Raw genomic sequence first — 17,120 nt, 5'->3', positions numbered from 1 at the left:
GCGGTGGTTCTCTCGGTGGACGAGAAGTCGCAGATCCAGGCGCTGGACCGGTCCCAGCCGGTGCTGCCGATAATGCCGGGCATGCCCGAGCGGCGCACCCACGACTACGTCCGCAACGGGCTGACCACCTTGTTCGCCGCGTTCGACGTCGCCACCGGTGAGGTCATCACGGCCCTGCACCGCCGGCACCGGGCCGCGGAGTTCAAGAAGTTCCTGGTCCGGATCGACAAGGAGGTGCCCGCCCACCTGCAGGTCCATCTGATCGTGGACAACTACGGCACCCACAAGACCCCGGCGATCAAGGCCTGGCTGGCCAAACACCCCCGGTTCGAGCTCCACTTCACCCCGACCGGCTCCTCCTGGATCAACCAGGTCGAGCGGTGGTTCGGCTACCTCGCCCACCAGATGATCCGCCGCGGCGCACACAAGAACATCCAGGCACTCGAAGCCGACATCCGGGCCTGGGTCAACGACTGGAACGACGACCCCAAGCCGTTCATCTGGACCAAGACAGCCGAAGAGATCCTCGACTCCCTCGCCCGCCTCTGCCGACGGATCTCTGGCGCAGGACACTAGCTCTGTGCGGTGAGTTGGAAGCTCTGTGCGGCCGAGCCGTCGCAGGTGCGCTGGGTGAGTTGGACGCCGTCGCTCGCCGACGCGGCGGCGTTCAGGCACCTGCCGCTGTGCCGGGCGACGAAGTGATAGCGGCCTGCCGACTCCCGCACGGGCTGCCACTGCTGGTTCTGGCCGCCCGAGTACGACCACAGCTGCACCGGCGCGTTGTCCGCCGTGGAGCGGTCGGTGACGTCGAGGACCTGCTGCGGATTGCCGCGGGCGGAGATGCGGACGTAGCCGCTGTCCGTGGTGCGGAACTGGTACTGCTGCGCGGTGGTGCCGTTGCAGCCGTACTGCTGGATCGCCGTGCCGTTGGCGGTGGCCGCCGCCTTGGCGTCGACGCAGGTGCCGTTCCCGGTGTTGCGCACCGTGTACCAGGCGGTCTCGGAGATCGAGTCGGCCGGCGGCTGGGTGGAGTCCGCTCCGCCCAGCCACTTCAGTCCGTCCAGCAGGAAGCGGTTCTGGGTCGCGCTGGCGAACGTCGACGACAGCGTGGTGTTGGTGGCGTAGTCCATCGCGTTGTGGCCGAAGTTGGCATACAGCATGCGGTACTTCGTGTTGGTCCACAGGATCGGGTAGTAGCCGCTGTACCAGGTCTGGTTCGGGTCGGTGCCGAGCGGGAAGCTGCTCGGGTCGACGGAGGCGAGGATCTTGATGTCAGGGTTCTTGCGCAGGTCGTTCGACCAGCTGTACCACTCGCTGACGGACGAGGTGAACGTGTCCGGCAGGTTCTTGGTCGCGGGGTTGGTGTGGTCCTCGACCTTCAGGACCGCGGTGGTCGGACCCCAGGTGTTGGACACGAAGTTGCCGCTGCCGAGGAACTGGTTGTGGTACCAGTTCCAGCTCTGCGCGTCCGTCGTGAAGGCGGAGACATGGAAGCCCATCCAGGCGCCGCCGCCGCGCATGTAGTTCTCGAATCCGGTGCGTTGGGCGGCGGTCTGCGGCAAGTCGTCGAGGAACAGGACGACTTGGTAGCCGTTGACCCCGCCGTTGGCGAGCAGGTCCCAGTTGTTGCTGGCCGTGTAGGTGAAGCCGTTCTGCGCGGCCTGCTTGGGGAACCAGTCGTTGGCCTCGTGGACGAAGCTGATGTGCGCCGCGTCGTAGGTTCCGTTGTAGAGGGCGAGCACCTTGAACGGCTGGGCCGCCGCATGGGCGCGGGGCACCGACAGCGCCGTCAGCAGGATCGCCAGCAGTGCGAGGATGCGGAGAGTGCCGGATCTTATGGCGTGCATCGCGGGATGCCTCCTCTTGGGCCAGGTCCGGGTCGGGTCCGGTCAGGGGTAACGGACGAGGTTCGCCACGTTGGTGGACGAATTGGACGGTCCACCGCGGTCGTTGACGACGTGGCGGATGGTGCCCGTGCCGCCGAGGGAGACGGTCACCATGTCGGTGAAGCGGACGCCCGAGGTGTCGGGCGCCTCGATGGCGTGCTCGGCCGTCACGCCCGGGTTCGCGCTGAAGTAGCAGTAGCTGCCGAAGCCGTAGACCTGGTGGCTGGTCACGGAGCCGGCGACCTTGTAGGCGGCGTAGCCCTGCGTGGGGCCGTTCATCCAGGCCGCCTGGTTCGGCGGGTCGTAGGGCATCTCGTTCTGGTAGAAGTACGTGCGCCCGCCGTTGCCGTTCCAGATGGTCTGGTGCTTCTGGAAGTGCTCGACGAACAGGCCGTACATCGTCACGTCGTCGCCGTTGACGACGAGCCCGGTGTCCGCCGTGTTGCTGGTCCAGCCGACGCCGCTGCCGTGGTCGGCGCGCCAGATCCACAGGTGGTCGCCGATGACGGCGTCGCTGTTGACGGTCAGGCTTGTGGTGGCCTTGCCGACGCCCGCGCCGCCGACGCGGAAGAACACGTCGTGCAGCGAGCTGGGGTCGGCGGTGTGGTCCGCCGACGAACCGCTCGGGCCCATCTCCAGCAGCTGCTTGGAGTTGGTGGTGCCGGCATCGATGAGCAGGCCGGCGAGTTGGACGCCGCTCACGTCGGCGACCGACATGGCGGTGACGCCGTTGTCGGGGACGAGCGTGGCGAGGCCCAGGCCGAGGACGACGGTGTCGGGCTCGGTGACCTTCAGGGTCTGGTCGAGGTGGTACACGCCCGGGGTGATCAGCAGGTGCTTGCCCGCCGCGAGCGCGTCGTTCATCTCGGGGGCCGTCGCGCCCGGCTTCACGACGTAGAAGTCCGACAGCGGCAGCGAGGTACCCGCAGGCGTGCCCGAACTCCAGCTGACGCCGGAGGAGTTGGTCCGGGCCGAGGGCACGAACACCTTCCAGGCGCCGTCGGCGTCCACATACAGGAACGGCTTCTCTCGGGTGACGGGGCTCTTGTCGACCGTCGTGTACGGCGGCTTGGGGAAGCTGGTGGCGGGCACGCCCTTGCTGCCGACGAAGACCATGTTCCAGTTGGAGCCGGTCCAGCTGCCGAGTTGCGAGTTGCGGGTCAGCCACTGCTGCTGCGAGCCCGAGCGGACCTGGCCGTCGACCTTGGTGTCGGCCATGTACCCGCCGCTGGACCAACCGCCGTCGTCAAGTGCGAGGTTGCCGCGCAGATGCATCCGCCGGTACGGCGCCGCCTGCGAGACCGCCCAGCGGTCCGTGCCGGCGGACGGGGTGACCGAGAGGTTCTCCGCCGAACGCCAGAAGTTCTGCGTGGCGTTGCCCTGGAACCAGTCCGCCTCCGCGTGTACCGCGCCCTTGATGTTCACGTCGTCGGGGGACAGGCCGAGTCCCGCGACCTGCGTGTAGAAGCCCACGTTGGCGTCGGCGGCGTAGGTGCCCGGCTTGAAGAGGAACGCCTTGCGGGCGCTGCCGAACTGGTTCTTCTCCTGCTGCTTGAACGTGCTGTTGAGACTGTTCTGGATGGTGCCGGCGGGGGTCGACGGGTCGAAGACGGTGACGTTCGGGCCCAGGTCGGGGTCGGTTGCCGCCGCTTGGGCGCCCTGCGTGAGGTGCGGCAGGGCGACGGCGGCACCGGTTCCGGTGGCGGCGAGGACGAAGGCGGCCAGCAGAATCCGCAGACGGCGGCCGCCGGTGGGTTTTCCGGTACTGAACACGGCTGACTCTCTTGGGTGTGGGGGGTGGCGTCCGGGGGGCGTCCCTCATGGCAACTCGGGACGCCCGTGGGCGAATTCAGCCCGTGTACTGCGAGAAGACGCGGGTGTAGTCCCAGTTGGACTGGCCGACGCCGGAGCAGCTGTCGGCGGGGCCACCGCTGCAGGGACGGTCGCGGTTGGCGGACCAGAACGTCAGTCGGGCCAGGTGGTGCTGCTGGGCGTAGGCGAGGATGGTCTTGAAGTCGTTGACGGTGACGGTCTCGTTGTTGTCGGTGATGCCGTTCATCGACGAGATGCCCATGTCCCGGTAGGCCTGGTCGTCGCTGTACCCGTAGGCGCTCTTCAGGGCGTTCTTGAGGCCTTCCGCCGCCTGCTTGGTGAGGTTGCCCATGTTCTGGCCGCCGCCGCCGAAGTCGAACGGCATGATCGCCCACGCGTCGACGGTCAGCCCGGAGGAGGCGGCCCGCTTGATCAGGCTGGTGTCCGGGCCGGTCTTGTCGGTGCCGATGGTGATGTAGGTCTTGAGGCCCGGGTTCTTCGACTTGACGGTCTTCAGCGCGTCGACGGTGCGCTGCTGGACGGTGGGGTTGCTGTAGGCGTCGGCCTCGATGTCGATGTCGATGGCCTTCAGCTTGTACGCGTCGATGACCTTCTGGTAGGCGCCGGCGAGTGCGCTCGCGCTGGAGCAGGAGCTCTCCAGCTTGTTGCCGCTGTAGCCGCCGAAGGACGGGATGACGTCACCGCCGTTGCCGCGCACGGTGTTGACCGTCTTCTGGTCGACGCCGCCGGTCAGGGGGCGGCTGCCGTCCCACTGCGGGTTGCAGTTCCCCTTGCTCAGGACGAAGGCCAGGGTGAACCACTTGACGCCGGTGGCGTTGGTGATCGTCGTGGGGTCCGGCGGGTTGCCCCAGCCGTTGTAGAGATACGGCGCCACGGCCATCGGCGCGGACGCGGCGGCTCCGGCGGGGGAGGCGGTCATGGTCGCGGCGGACACGGCGATCAGGGCTATGGCGAGGCCACCGCCCAACGCGGCGGCACGGGTGCGGGGTCGAGTGCTCATGAGTGGGGGCACAGCCTTTCGGCAGCAGCGGATGGTGGGGGGTGCAGCCCAAAGTCGTTCATATTCGTGAACCTTGGGCGTGCCTGTGAAGCTGCGTGTCCGGGAACCTAAAGGTCTGAACCAGACACGTCAAGAGATGAAGCAGGCATCCGATGTGCGGAGTTGAGGCATGCATGTCTTGAAGCCGCCGGTGCGCCGTGCGTTACACGTGTCGTGTCGGGCGGGCGGAAGGCGCCGGGGGAGTTCAAGAAGTGGCGGAGACGTGCGGGCGGCCTCGATATCCGAAGGCTCACCGCACGCCCGACTGACAGGATGAGCAAGTGACTTCACTGACCTTCGACGACTACTGTCACGCGATCGTCGACCAGACCGACCTGCTCAGGCAGCAGATCCGAGGGGCGGACACGGCTGCTGCGGTGCCCACCTGCCCGGGCTGGAACGTCGCCCGGCTGCTGCGGCACGTGGGAGGGGATCACCGGTGGGCGGAGGAGATCGTACGGAAGCGGGCCGCTGAACCCGTCCCCGGCGATCCCGTCGACGACCCGTCCGTCTACGCCCACTTGGACGGGGACGCGCTGGTCGACTGGCTCGGTGAGGGTGCCGGGGAGCTCGGCGCCACCCTGCGCGCCGCCGGACCCGGCACGCGGGTCTGGACGCCGGCCCACGAGCGCTCCACGGCGCTGTTCTGGGCCCGCAGGATGACCCACGAGACCGCGGTCCACCGCGCCGACGCGGCCCTCGCGACCGGTGCACCCTTCACCCTCGACACCGGTCTCGCGCTCGACGCGATGGAGGAGTGGCTGGACTTCTCCACCGTCCCCGAGGCGTACGAGCCGGACCCGGAATCCCCCGCCCTCCTCGGCCCGGGCCGCACCCTGCGCCTCGAAGCCCCCGGCACCGGCCGGTGGTTCGTCGACCTCACCGCCGCCCGACCGGTCTGGCGCACAGGACCGGGCGAGGCTGCGGTGACGGTGCGGGGGCCGGTGACGGACCTGCTGCTGTTCCTCTACCGGCGACCCGCGCCGGGCGTCGAGACGCACGGTGACGAGGACCTGCTCGAACTGTGGCTCAACCGGACCGGGTTCTGGCTGGAGGCGTGACGCCCCGGCAGCCGGCGCGACGGCGAGGCGCGAGGGCACGCGCTTACTGAGACGTTCCTATGAATTCGTGAGAGGTCTCTATGAATTCGTGGGGCGGTTGAACACGCGCGGGCCGCCGTCCGTATGGAGCGAGGGATTTTCATGCCTGACCACCGTGATCCGTAGGAGAGTTCTCGTGGGACGCAATACGCGCAGACGCCCGACAGGCCCACGCCGCGCGACATTCGCCGCATTCGCGCTGATGCTGGGTGGAGGCGGCCTCGTCGCGGCGAACGTCTACGCCTCCGCGACGGAGGACGGCACGGAGACGGCACAGACGCGCAGCGCCGCGGCCGCCACGATCAACTGCCCCGACGTCGGCAGCAAGTTGACGCAGGTCCCCGACCAGGCCCGGGGAGACGTCGACAAGGATCTGGCCGCGATGGACCAGCAGATAGCCGAGGCGTACCAGAAACTCCAGTCGGCGACGCCGGAGCAGCGCCAGGACAGCGGCTACACCGATGACCAGGTGATGAACCCGCTGAAGCAGAAGCGGACGGAGACGCTCGACCGCATCGGCGACACCATGGAACAGGCCGGTCAGCGTTCCGACGGGCTCGACGACATGGCCGGCTGTTCGATGGGCACATGGAACGACCAGAACGGCGGCCAGGACGCGGGCGCCTCCCAGAGCGGCCAGCCGCAGGACCAGGGCGGGCAGCAGAACGGCGGGCAGCAGAACGGCGGCCAGCAGCAGGGCAACGGCGGTCAGGCCGGCAATGGTCCGGTCGCGGCCGACTTCGTGGACATCACGAAGGTGGCCCCGAACGTCCAGGCCAAGCCGCAGCAGTCCGGCAGCGCCTCGACCGGATCGTTCAGTACGCAGTGCGGGGTCAACGCCAACAAGAACTTCAACAGCGACAACGTCATCGCGGCGCCCGGTGTGACCAACGGCGCGCACCACACGCACGACTACGTCGGCAACCAGAAGATCAACGCGTTCTCCTCCAACGACAACTTCCTGCAGGGCGGGACCAGTTGTCAGAACAAGAACGACCTGTCGGCCTACTACTGGCCCGTGGTCCGTCTGCAGGACGGCACACAGGAGTTCGACCAGAACAATGACGGCGGCGGCAAGGAGGGCAACGCCGGCAAGATCCTTACCCCCGTGCAGGCCGAGATCAAGTACGTCGGCAACCCGCAGAGCAAGGTCGTCGCGATGCCGCAGTTCCTGCGCATCATCACCGGTGACGCCAAGACCACCACCAACGGTCTGGCGAACGCCAACGCGCACTGGAGCTGCACCGGCTTCGAGGACAAGGTCCAGCTCACGGAGCAGTACCCGCTCTGCCCGCAGGGCAGCAAGGTGGTCCGCACGTTCGCCTTCCAGAGCTGCTGGGACGGCAGGAACATCGACAGCGCCAACCACCGTACGCACGACGCGTTCGCCGACCCCAAGAGCGGTGCCTGCCCGAACGGCTTCGAGGCGATCCCGCAGCTGACGATGCGCCTGGTGTACGACATTCCCACGCCGACCATCGAGAACGGCCAGGTCAAGAATCCGTACGCGGTCGACAGCTTCCCCGAGCAGCTGCACAAGGCGGCCACCGACCACAACGACTTCATCAGCATCACGACCGGCGGCCTGGCCGACGAGATCGCGAACTGCATCAACAGCGGCCGTGAGTGCGGCGCGGGTGGCGGCGGGGACCAGGGCTCGGACGGCGGCGCGACCCAGCAGCCCACCGAGAAGCCGACCGACCAGCCCACCGAGCAGCCCACGGACCAGCCCACCCAGGAGCCGACGGCCCAGCCGACCGAGAACCCCACCACGCCGCCGGCCGGCGACGACAAGGGCAACTCGGGCGACGACGGCTCCGGCAAGGGCAACGGAGGCAGCGGTTCCGGCCAGCACAACTCCGGCGGCGGCTCCGACGACCAGACGGCGCAGCCCGCGACCTCCGCGCCCGAGACGCAGCAGCCGGGCAACGACGACTCGCCCACCGCGGCGAGCACGACGAACCCCCGGGTCTACGCCTCGGCCAAGGCCTCCAAGAGTGCCGCGGCGGCCGCCGGCCAGGGTGGTTCGGGCAGCGACGACAACTCGGGCGACACCTCCGTCCAGGCCCAGGGCACGGGCGGCAACGGCTCCGTGGTCGGCAACCAGACCGAACCGCAGGCCTCCCAGGGAGGCGGTCTCGCGGAGACCGGCGCCAACCTGTGGCCCGCCGCGGCCGGCACGCTGCTGCTGATCGCGGGCCTGTTCCTGCTGACCCGCACGCGACGGCGTTACGTGCGCTGACGCCCTGGGGCGCCCGGACCGACCTCGGTCCGGGCGCCCTTCGCCGTCCGGGCACCTCCGCTGCTCACCGGGGACCCGCTGCTCACCGGCGAGCAGCTACCGCCCGGACCCGCTGACCGTCTGCTGGACGTCCGCCTCGATCTCGTTGCGTGACTTGCCGGACTCCTTCGCGTACTCGGTGACCGAGGACTGCGCCTCGCGGGCCAGATCCCGCCAGGCGCGCCACGCGGTCTCGTACGTACTCGTCTGCTGTCCGGTCCAGCCGCCCTGCTGGGTCGGCGGGCCGTACGAGTGGCGCAGCTCCTCGACCCGGCTGTGCGCCTGGTCGGCCGCGCGCTGCTTCTCCACCAGCTCGTCGAATATATGGGTCACGCAAATGGAGCATAGGTGCCCATATCGAAAAATGCGCGCCGAGCCGATGCCGCCCCGGTCCCGGCGGCTCAACCCCGCCGGACCAGGCCCTCCCCGATCAGTTCCCGCACGGCCTCCAGAGCCCCTGCGCGATCCGCCGGGACCACTCCGATCCGGGTACGGCGATCGAGTACGTCGGCCTCGTCGAGCGCGCCCTCGTGGCGCACCGCCCACAGCAGTTCGGCCCCGGTGACGGGGTGCCCGGGCAGCACCCGCTCGCCGAGCCGGGCGTCGCGTTCGGCGAGCGCGAGGACGGCCGGCGCCTCGGTGCCGTAGCGCCGCACCAGATGACGCGGCGCCTCCAGCGCGTCGAGGACCTTGGGGGACGCGGCGCCGACCAGCGGGAGGGACGCCGTCGGGGAAGGGCCGGCGCCGAGGCCCCGGCGGGCGACGGCGGCGTCCACCGCGTCCTCGGCCATCCGCCGGTACGTGGTGAGCTTGCCGCCGACCACCGTGATCACGCCCTCGGACGAGGTGAGCACGGCGTGCCGCCGGGAGATGTCGGAGGTCCTGGCCGCGGCGCCCTGGTGGCCCTCGGGCGAGGTGTCCAGCAGTGGTCGCAGCCCCGCGAAGGCCCCGACGACGTCCTCCCGCCGCACCGGGAGGTTCAGCACCGAGCCGAGGACGTCGAGCAGGAAGCCGATGTCCGTCTCGGGCACCTCGGGGACATCGGGGATGTCGCCCTCGACGGGTTCGTCGGTGAGGCCGACGTAGACGCGGCCGTCCCCCTGGGGCAGGACGAGCACGAAGCGGTTGGTCTCGCCGGGGATGGGGATGTGCATGCCGGCCGGCAGCGGGCCGAGGTCTTCCTCACGCAGGATCAGGTGGGTGCCGCGGGAGGGGCGGATACGGATGCCGTCCACCAGGCCGCCCGCCCAGACGCCGGAGGCGTTGATCACGGCGCGGGCCCTGATCTCGCCTTCCTCGCCGGTGAGTTCGTCACGGACGCGGGCGCCGGAGCCGGTGAGTTCCAGCGCCCGTACCCGGGTCAGGACGCGCGCGCCGTGCGCGGCCGCGGTGCGGGCCACGGCGGTCACCAGACGCGCGTCGTCGACCAGCCGGCCGTCCCAGGACAGCAGGCCGCCGCGGAGGCCGTCGGCGCGCAGGGCCGGGGCGAGCCGGCGGGTCTCCACCGCGGACAGCCGGCGCGGCGGGGGCAGCGTGGCCCGGGCGGTGCGGGCCGTCACGCGCAGGGCGTCACCGGCGTGGAATCCGGCCCAGGCCAGTGCCGCCTGGCCCCGGGAGACGAGCGGGGCGAGCGGCAGGACGAACGGCTGCGCCCGGACCAGGTGAGGCGCCGTGCGCTCCATCAGCACGCCCCGCTCGACCGCGCTCTCGTGCGCGACGTCGAACTGGCCGGACGCGAGATATCGCAGCCCGCCGTGGATCAGCTTGCTGCTCCAGCGGGAGGTGCCGAAGGCCAGGTCGTGGGCGTCGACGGCGGCGACGCTCAGGCCGCGGGCGGCCGCGTCCAGGGCGGCTCCGGCGCCGGTGGCGCCCAGCCCGACGACGAGGACGTCCACCGCGGGGCCGCCGACGGTCCCGGTCAGTTCGCGCGAGCGCCTGGCGGCGGACAGGGACGAGTCGGGGGCGGGGCGCAGGCTCATGGCGTGAGGGTCCTCTCGAGGATGGAGCGCAGCTCCGTGAGGAAGGCCGCGGAGGACAGGTCCGCGTCCTCCTCGTCGGTCATGGTCCGCAGGGACAGGGTGAAGGACTGGACGACCAGGAGCAGCGAGCGCGCCTGGCGCTCGAGGTGGTCGGCGCGGATCGACCCGTCGGCGTGTCCTTCCTTGAGGCCGTCGGACAGCAGGTCCAGAAGGGCGTTCTGGCTGGCGCCGCGCCGGTCCAGCACATAGGGCAGCAGCAGTTCGGGGTCGACGTCGACGATCTTGCGGAAGAGGGGATGGGCGCGGAAGGACTCCACACCGGCCACGAGCCCGTCCACGAGCAGTCTGCGCGCGTGCGCGTCCGGCCTGCGCTCGGGGATCGCCCGGGTGGCCACGTCGACCCACTCGCGGGTCATCAGGTCGCCGACCAGCGTGCGCACATCGGGCCAGCGCCGGTACAGCGTCATCCGGGAGACGCCCGCACGGCGGGCCACGTCGGTGAGCGTCGTGCGACGGACCCCGACGGCCAGGACGCAGTCCCGCACCGCGTCGAGCACCGCGTCGTTGTCCGAACTGTTGTGACGAATAGGCGTCATGTGTCACAGTGTAACGCCTCGGCGCCCCCGGGCGTCGAGAGGAGTACGGAAGCGCTCGTATCGACCGGTGAGGACGACAGTCATGGACATGCTGTGGAGCGGCTGGGGCGACCCGGCCAAGGCGGCACCGCTGCCGGACACGGTGATCGGGCTGTTGCGCGATCTGCTCGGTGTCAAGCCGCGCAGCGCCGAGCCGGTCGGCCTCGCGGACATCGCCGTACCGCAGGGGCAGTTGGAGCCCGCCGCGCACCAGGCCCTCGTGGCCGCCCTCGGCGGCGAGGAGTACGTGCGCACCGACGCGGAGACGCGGGTCCGGCACACGCGCGGCAAGTCCACGCCCGACCTGCTGCGCATCCGGGAGGGCGACACCGACGACACCCCGGCCGCCGTACTGCTGCCGGCCGGCCACGACGAGGTCCTCGCCGTGCTGCGCGTCTGCGCCCGGCACCGGCTCACCCTGGTCCCGTTCGGCGGTGGCACCTCCGTGGTCGGCGGACTCGCCCCGGGGCGGCGCGGCCCGTTCGTCGCCCTGGACCTGCGGCGCCTGGACGCCCTGCTCGCCCTCGACCCGGTCTCCCGCACCGCCACCCTCCAGCCGGGCCTACGCGCCCCGCAGGCCGAGGCGCTGCTCGCCGAACAGGGCTTCACGCTCGGCCACTTCCCGCAGTCGTACGAGTGGGCCACCATCGGCGGATTCGCCGCCACCCGCTCCAGCGGTCAGGCATCCGCCGGCTACGGCCGCTTCGACGAGATGGTGCTCGGCCTCACCCTCGCCACCCCCGAGGGCACCCTCGACACGGGCCGCGCCCCGCGCTCGGCCGCCGGCCCCGACCTGCGGCAGCTCGTTCTCGGCTCGGAGGGCGCGTTCGGCGTCATCACCTCCGTCACCGTCCGCATCCGCCCCATCCCCAGGACGCGGATCTACGAGGGCTGGAAGTTCGCCTCCTTCGAGGAGGGTTCCGCCGCGCTGCGCCGGCTCACGCAGGACGGGCCGCGCCCGACGGTGCTGCGTCTGTCCGACGAGACCGAGACGCTGATCGGCCTCGCCCAGCCCGACGCCATCGGGGCCTCCGACGCCCCGACTGCCGCCGCCTGCACGGCCATCGCGGGCTACGAGGGCACGGAGGAGGACACCGCCCACCGCCGGGAGCACGCGGCGGCCGTGCTGCGCGAGTGCGGCGGCACGCCGCTCGGCGTGGAGCCCGGCGAGCGCTGGGCGCACGGCCGCTACTCGGCCCCCTACCTGCGCGACGCCCTGCTCGACGCGGGCGCCTTCGCCGAGACCCTGGAGACAGCGGCCTTCTGGTCCCGCGTCCCCGGGCTCTACGCGGCCGTACGCGACGCGCTCACCACCACCCTCACCGAGGCCGGCACCCCGCCCCTGGTCATGTGCCACATCTCGCACGTCTACGAGAACGGCGCCTCGCTCTACTTCACCGTGGTCTCGGCACAGGGCGAGGACCCCGTCGCACACTGGACCCGGGCCAAGCACGCCGCCAACGAGGCGATCCTCGCCGCGGGCGGCACCATCACCCACCACCACGCCGTGGGCACCGACCACCGGGACTGGTACGTCCGCGAGGTCGGCCCGCTGGCCGTCGACGCGCTGCGCGCCGTGAAGCGCACCCTGGACCCGGACCAGCTGCTCAACCCCGGCGTCCTGCTGCCCCTCGACGACTGACGGGCACCCCGTCCGGCCAACCGATCGACCCCGCACCCCCGTCCCGCAGAACCGGCACGTCCGCCCCGGAGGCACACCGATGCGACAGTTCACCGCCGTCGTCAACCCCACCGCGGGCGGGTCGAGTTCGGCCGCCGCGCTGCTCGCCGTGGCCCGGCTGCTGCGCGAGGCGGGCGCCGAGCTCCAGACCGAGTACAGCCGCAGCCTGGCCCACGCCCAGGAACTGGCCCGGCACGCCGGAGAGCAGGGCCGGGTGGTGCTCGCCGTCGGCGGGGACGGCATCGCGGGCGGGATCGGCGGCGCCCTCAGCGGCACCGGCACCGTACTCGGCCTGGTCCCCGCCGGGCGGGGCAACGACTTCGCCCGCGCCCTCGAACTCCCCACCGAGCCCGAGGCGTTGGCCGAGGTGTTGCTCCACCACGAACCCCGCGCGGTCGACACCATCGAGGTCGAGTCGGCCACCCACGACCGCACCGTCGTCCTCGGCAGCGTCTACGCCGGCGTCGACGCCCTCGCCAACCGCCACGCCAACCACGCGAAACTGCTGCGCGGCGCGGCCTCCTACTACGCCGGCGGGCTGCGCGCCGTCACCACCTGGCGGCCGGCCCGCTACCGGGTGACGATCGACGGCGAGGAGCACCAGCACACCGGCTACACGGTGGTGGCCGCCAACTCCGGCTACTACGGCTCCGGCCGGCTCATCGCCCCCGGCGCCCGCGTGGACGACGGCCTGCTGGACGTCGTGCTGATCAGCGAGGCGCCCCGGCGGCTCTTCTTCGCCATGATGAACGAACTGAGGACCGGCACCCACCTCGACCGGCCGCAGGTGCGCGTCCTGCACGGCAGGGAGATCCACATCTCCGCCGACCGTGACGTGCCCTACGGCGCCGACGGAGAGGTCGACGCCGTCCTGCCCGTCACGGCCAGAGTCCTGCCGGGAGCGCTGCGCGTGCTGTGCTGAGCGCTCGGCGTCAGGGTCGGCTTCAGCCGAGGTTGCCCAGCCGGGCGTCCCGCCACAGGTCGACACCGCCGTCGGCCGCGTACTTGTCGATCTCGGCCAGCTCCTCGGCGCTGAAGTCGAGGTTCTCCAGCGCGGCGACGTTCTGCTCGAGCTGCTCCGTGCGCGAGGCGCCGATGACCAGCGACGTGACCCGCTCGTCCCGCAGCGCCCAGGCCAGCGCCATCTGGGCGAGGCTCTGTCCGCGCCGGGCGGCGAGGTCGTTCAGCGCGCGCAGCCTGACCAGCATGTCCTGCGACAGCCAGGACGTGTCGAACGAGGTGCCCGCCGCGGCCCGCGAGCCCTCGGGCACGCCGTTCAGGTAGCGCCCGGTCAGCAGTCCCTGCGCGAGCGCCGTGAAGCCGATGACCCCGAAGCCCTCCTCCCGCGCCGCGTCCAGCAGCCCCTCCGTCTCGATCCAGCGGTTGAGCATGCTGTACGACGGCTGGTGGATCAGGAGCGGGGTGCCGAGGTCGCGCAGGATCGCCACCGCCTCACGGGTGCGCTCGGCGTCGTAGGAGGAGATGCCGACGTAGAGGGCCTTGCCCTGGCGTACCGCCGTGTCGAGCGCGCCCATCGTCTCCTCCAGCGGAGTCGTCGCGTCGAGACGGTGGGAGTAGAAGATGTCGACGTAGTCCAGGCCCATGCGCTCGAGCGACTGGTCCAGGGAGGCGAGCACGTACTTGCGCGAACCGCCGCCCTGGCCGTACGGGCCGGGCCACATGTCCCAGCCGGCCTTCGTGGAGATCACCAGCTCGTCGCGGTACGGCCCGAGGTCCTGCTTCATCAGCCGGCCGAAGTTGATCTCGGCGGAGCCGTACGGCGGGCCGTAGTTGTTCGCCAGGTCGTGATGGGTGATCCCGAGGTCGAAGGCGCGCAGAGCGATCTCGCGCTGCGTCTCGAACGGCTTGTCGTCCCCGAAGTTGTGCCAGTAGCCGAGGGAGAGAAGGGGAAGGTCCAGGCCGGAGCGCCCGGTCCGCCGGTAGCGCATGGTGCCGTTGTAGCGCTCGGGATCTGCGAGGTGGGTCATGCGCCTTACTGTGCGCGCGCATGATTCTGAAGTCCAACAAGTCCTTTTCATCGGATTCAGCGGTGTCGCTTCTGAATCGGCCTGCGATCGGCGGGCTGGTGACATCCGGCGGCTGAACTAGGGTGCCAGGTGTGCCCACCCTGCTGATCGTGCATCACACGCCCTCGCCGAACTGCCAGGCCATGCTGGAGGCCGTCGTCGCCGGCGCGACCGCTCCCGAGATCGAGGGCGTCGAGGTCGTGCGCCGGCCGGCCCTCGCGGCCACGGCGTCGGACGTGCTCGCCGCCGACGCATTTCTGCTCGGCACCCCGGCCAACATCGGCTACATGTCCGGGGCACTGAAGCACTTCTTCGACCAGATCTACTACCCGTGCCTGGACGCGACCGCGGCCAGGCCCTTCGGCTACTACGTGCACGGCGGGAGCGACGTCACGGGCGCGGTGCGGGGGATCGGGACGATCACGACCGGCCTCGGCTGGAAGGCCGCGGCCCAGCCCGTCACGGTGACGGGGGAGCCGGCCAAGGCCGACCTGGAGGCCTGCTGGGAACTGGGCGCGACGCTCGCCGCCGGCCTGATGGAGTGAGCCTGAACCCTCCTGCGCCAGGCGCCACTTGAGCCCCACGACCCATCCACGACAGTGGCTCTCGGGGAACTGGTGCGCTCATTTGAGGTGCAGGTCACAGGTGATGTGCACCCGTGGAGAGCGGGGAGGTTCTCGTTGACCCCGGCACAGCTACGGGCCTACTCAGCCACCGTGCGCCTCGGTTCGGTGAAAGCGGCCGCGGCCGACCTCGCCGTGACGGAAGCCGCCGTCTCGATGCACATCGCGCACCTGCGCCGGGAACTCGGCGACAAGCTGTTCACCCGGACCGCGCACGGTCTGGCGTTCACGCCCGGAGGGCTCCGGCTCGCCAGCCGCGCGACCGAGATGCTGGGCCTGCAGGACCGCACCATCCTCGAGGTGCGGCGGGCCGGTTCCCGCCGGCGGCTGTTGCGCCTGGCCGCCTCCAGCCTGTTCGCCGAGCACGCGGCGTCCGGCCTCATCGAGCTGTTCGCCCAGCGCGCTCCCGACCTGGACGTGGAACTGAGCGTGCACGATCCGGAGCAGTTCGGCGCCCTGCTCGTCAACCGCGCCGTCGACGTGGCCGTCGGACCACGCCCGGGCCACCCTCGACGACACCATGATCTGCACCCACTTCCTCAACTACCAGGTGATCGCGGTAGTCGGGCCCGACCATCCGCTCGCCGCCGGCGGCGCCGGTGTCGCGGAACTGCGTGAGCAGACGTGGCTGCTCGGACCGTCTGCCGTGGGCCGCGCCGGCATGGTCCCCTCGGTGCTGCGCCGCCTGAGCGTCCCCGAGCACAACCAGCGCATCTTCCAGAGCCACGCCGCCGCCGTGGACGAGGCCAAACGCGGCAAGGGGATCGCCCTCGCGGTGTCCTTCGCCGTGGCGCGGGATCTGTCCGACGGGCATCTGCGGCGGCTCGAAGGCCCCCACCTACCGGCCCGCGGCTCCTGGAACCTGTTCTGCCTTCCCGACCGCGAGGCGCCCCCGGTCGCCGCGGAACTGCGCCGCTTCGTCACCACGCCCCGGGCCACCCAGGCCATGCTGCGGGGCACGGGAGTGACCGCGGGCCGCTTCAGGCCGGCCGTCCACGTCACCTTGTGGAGCTGGACACCCCTAGGAGACGCAGGTCACACCGGTGCGTGTCACATCCCGCCGGGCCGTGCCGTCAACGAGGTGTACCCACCGGACAACGGCACACAGGAGCGCACCATGGAAGCTCGCATGAGCCTCTTCGACAACGCGATCGCAGGGAAGCTGCTCAAGCACATCAACGCGGCGGGCAAGGTCGTCTCGGACTCGACGCTGCCGGCCGCGACCGGGGAGCTGGTGAAGCTGCGCGCCAGTCAGATCAACGGCTGCGGGTTCTGCACCGACATGCACACCAAGGACGCCCTGGCCGCGGGCGAGGACCCGCAGCGTCTGCACATGGTCGCCGCCTGGCGCGAGGCCAAGGTGTTCACCGACGCCGAGCGCGCCGCGCTGGAGCTGGCGGAGCAGGGCACCCGCATCGCGGACGCGGCCGGCGGCGTACCGGACGAGGTCTGGGCGAACGCCGCCAAGCACTTCGACGAGGAGCAGCTCGCCGCCCTCGTGGCCACCATCGCCCTGATCAACCTCTACAACCGCTTCAACGTCATCGTCCAGCAGCCTGCCGGCGACTACCAGCCCGGCATGTTCGGCTGACGCCCGCCACCTCACGCCGGCCATGACAGACGGCCCGGGCAGCCTCCCCGCCCGGGCCGTTCAGCCGCGCCGAGCGTGCCGCGCCACCTCGCCCGGCACCCGCAGCAGATCCGCGAAGCTGTCCGCCGGCAGCAGCAGGTCCACGTACGTAAGTGCCGCGGTCATCGTCGCCGTACGCGGGACGAAGCCCGGGGTCGCGGCCCGCGGGTTCAGCCAGATCACAGGTACGCACGGCGGCGCAGCCGGGCCATGGCCGCGGCCAGCCGCTCCGGCGGATCACCGTCCCAGCCGTCCGACCCGATCAGGACCACCGCGCCCCGCACCGTGCCGCCGTGGTGCGAGGCGAGCAGCGTCGACAGACATTGTGCGATCCGCGATCCGCGTTCCGCCGAACCGGTCCGCGACCCGCTCCGTCGCCTCCTCCAGCGCCGCCTCGGTGGACCGG

At 70.9% G+C, this 17,120-nt stretch carries 15 protein-coding genes and 2 pseudogenes; 8 read left to right on the top strand and 9 right to left on the bottom strand.

Annotated features, from left to right (window positions below; genetic code table 11):
• Nucleotides 1-576, top strand: a 576-nt coding sequence (locus ACGFYN_RS19895) for an IS630 family transposase (protein WP_393867120.1), incomplete at its 5' end; no start/stop codon positions are given.
• Here the strand turns inward: ACGFYN_RS19895 and ACGFYN_RS19890 are convergent.
• The 3 genes and pseudogenes from ACGFYN_RS19890 to ACGFYN_RS19880 all read right to left on the bottom strand — a co-directional run.
• Nucleotides 573-1,847 carry a ThuA domain-containing protein gene (locus tag ACGFYN_RS19890; RefSeq protein WP_393867119.1) on the bottom strand — a complete coding sequence of 425 codons (1,275 nt, stop codon included), beginning with the start codon at nucleotides 1,845-1,847 and terminating at the stop codon, nucleotides 573-575. The two genes, ACGFYN_RS19895 and ACGFYN_RS19890, sit on opposite strands and share 4 nt — an antisense overlap.
• Nucleotides 1,848-1,889: 42 nt before the next feature.
• Nucleotides 1,890-3,659, bottom strand: coding sequence for a coagulation factor 5/8 type domain-containing protein (locus ACGFYN_RS19885; RefSeq protein WP_393867118.1), 1,770 nt, complete (start codon nucleotides 3,657-3,659; stop codon nucleotides 1,890-1,892).
• A 76-nt stretch (nucleotides 3,660-3,735) separates the two neighbouring features.
• Nucleotides 3,736-4,611, bottom strand: a pseudogene (locus ACGFYN_RS19880) (chitinase); the annotation flags it as partial.
• Nucleotides 4,612-5,039: 428 nt separating this feature from the next.
• Between ACGFYN_RS19880 and ACGFYN_RS19875 the strand changes: the two are divergent.
• The gene (locus tag ACGFYN_RS19875; protein WP_393867117.1) at nucleotides 5,040-5,819 is read left to right on the top strand and encodes a maleylpyruvate isomerase family mycothiol-dependent enzyme; all 780 of its coding nucleotides are present in this window, start codon (nucleotides 5,040-5,042) and stop codon (nucleotides 5,817-5,819) included.
• A gap of 175 nt (nucleotides 5,820-5,994) precedes the next feature.
• Nucleotides 5,995-8,100 (top strand): DUF1996 domain-containing protein, encoded by a 2,106-nt coding sequence (locus ACGFYN_RS19870; RefSeq protein WP_393867116.1) that lies wholly within the window; start codon nucleotides 5,995-5,997, stop codon nucleotides 8,098-8,100.
• 96 nt (nucleotides 8,101-8,196) lie between these two features.
• On the opposite strand, the gene ACGFYN_RS19865 is transcribed toward ACGFYN_RS19870, so the two are convergent.
• The 3 genes from ACGFYN_RS19865 to ACGFYN_RS19855 all read right to left on the bottom strand — a co-directional run bounded on the left by ACGFYN_RS19865 (nucleotide 8,197) and on the right by ACGFYN_RS19855 (nucleotide 10,714).
• Nucleotides 8,197-8,472, bottom strand: coding sequence for a hypothetical protein (locus ACGFYN_RS19865; protein ID WP_393867115.1), 276 nt, complete (start codon nucleotides 8,470-8,472; stop codon nucleotides 8,197-8,199).
• Nucleotides 8,473-8,540: 68 nt separating this feature from the next.
• A complete protein-coding gene (locus tag ACGFYN_RS19860) occupies nucleotides 8,541-10,118 on the bottom strand; it encodes a glycerol-3-phosphate dehydrogenase/oxidase (RefSeq protein WP_393867114.1) in 1,578 nt (525 codons plus the stop codon).
• Nucleotides 10,115-10,714: a TetR/AcrR family transcriptional regulator gene (locus ACGFYN_RS19855; protein ID WP_393867113.1), complete on the bottom strand. Its 600-nt coding sequence runs from the start codon at nucleotides 10,712-10,714 to the stop codon at nucleotides 10,115-10,117. Before ACGFYN_RS19855 ends, ACGFYN_RS19860 begins: the two co-directional genes overlap by 4 nt.
• 82 nt (nucleotides 10,715-10,796) lie before the next feature.
• On the opposite strand from ACGFYN_RS19855, the gene ACGFYN_RS19850 reads away from it, so the two are divergent.
• Together ACGFYN_RS19850 and ACGFYN_RS19845 are read left to right on the top strand one after the other, a co-directional pair.
• A complete protein-coding gene (locus ACGFYN_RS19850) occupies nucleotides 10,797-12,395 on the top strand; it encodes an FAD-binding oxidoreductase (RefSeq protein ID WP_393867112.1) in 1,599 nt (532 codons plus the stop codon).
• A gap of 79 nt (nucleotides 12,396-12,474) precedes the next feature.
• Nucleotides 12,475-13,356, top strand: coding sequence for a YegS/Rv2252/BmrU family lipid kinase (locus ACGFYN_RS19845; protein ID WP_393867111.1), 882 nt, complete (start codon nucleotides 12,475-12,477; stop codon nucleotides 13,354-13,356).
• A gap of 22 nt (nucleotides 13,357-13,378) precedes the next feature.
• On the opposite strand, the gene mgrA is transcribed toward ACGFYN_RS19845, so the two are convergent.
• Nucleotides 13,379-14,422: an L-glyceraldehyde 3-phosphate reductase gene (gene mgrA, locus ACGFYN_RS19840; protein ID WP_393867110.1), complete on the bottom strand. Its 1,044-nt coding sequence runs from the start codon at nucleotides 14,420-14,422 to the stop codon at nucleotides 13,379-13,381.
• Between the two features lie 131 nt (nucleotides 14,423-14,553).
• Between mgrA and ACGFYN_RS19835 the strand changes: the two genes are divergently transcribed.
• The 3 genes and pseudogenes from ACGFYN_RS19835 to ACGFYN_RS19825 all read left to right on the top strand — a co-directional run bounded on the left by ACGFYN_RS19835 (nucleotide 14,554) and on the right by ACGFYN_RS19825 (nucleotide 16,675).
• Nucleotides 14,554-15,006: a flavodoxin family protein gene (locus tag ACGFYN_RS19835; protein WP_393867109.1), complete on the top strand. Its 453-nt coding sequence runs from the start codon at nucleotides 14,554-14,556 to the stop codon at nucleotides 15,004-15,006.
• Between the two features lie 54 nt (nucleotides 15,007-15,060).
• Nucleotides 15,061-15,946: pseudogene (locus ACGFYN_RS19830) on the top strand (LysR family transcriptional regulator); the annotation flags it as partial.
• A gap of 255 nt (nucleotides 15,947-16,201) precedes the next feature.
• Nucleotides 16,202-16,675, top strand: a complete 474-nt coding sequence (locus ACGFYN_RS19825; protein ID WP_393867136.1) for a carboxymuconolactone decarboxylase family protein — start codon at nucleotides 16,202-16,204, stop codon at nucleotides 16,673-16,675.
• 60 nt (nucleotides 16,676-16,735) lie between these two features.
• On the opposite strand, the gene ACGFYN_RS19820 is transcribed toward ACGFYN_RS19825, so the two are convergent.
• The gene (locus ACGFYN_RS19820) at nucleotides 16,736-16,897 is read right to left on the bottom strand and encodes a hypothetical protein (RefSeq protein ID WP_393867108.1); all 162 of its coding nucleotides are present in this window, start codon (nucleotides 16,895-16,897) and stop codon (nucleotides 16,736-16,738) included.
• Complete coding sequence (locus tag ACGFYN_RS19815; RefSeq protein WP_393867135.1) at nucleotides 16,894-17,025, bottom strand: VWA domain-containing protein; 132 nt, start codon at nucleotides 17,023-17,025, stop codon at nucleotides 16,894-16,896. Before ACGFYN_RS19815 ends, ACGFYN_RS19820 begins: the two co-directional genes overlap by 4 nt.
• Nucleotides 17,026-17,120 lie beyond the last annotated feature (95 nt).

Source organism: Streptomyces sp. NPDC048419, assembly GCF_043200415.1.
GTDB lineage: Bacteria > Actinomycetota > Actinomycetes > Streptomycetales > Streptomycetaceae > Streptomyces.
The sequence above is the reverse complement of the archived record's forward strand: the minus strand, read 5'-3'. Positions and strand labels throughout refer to the sequence as shown.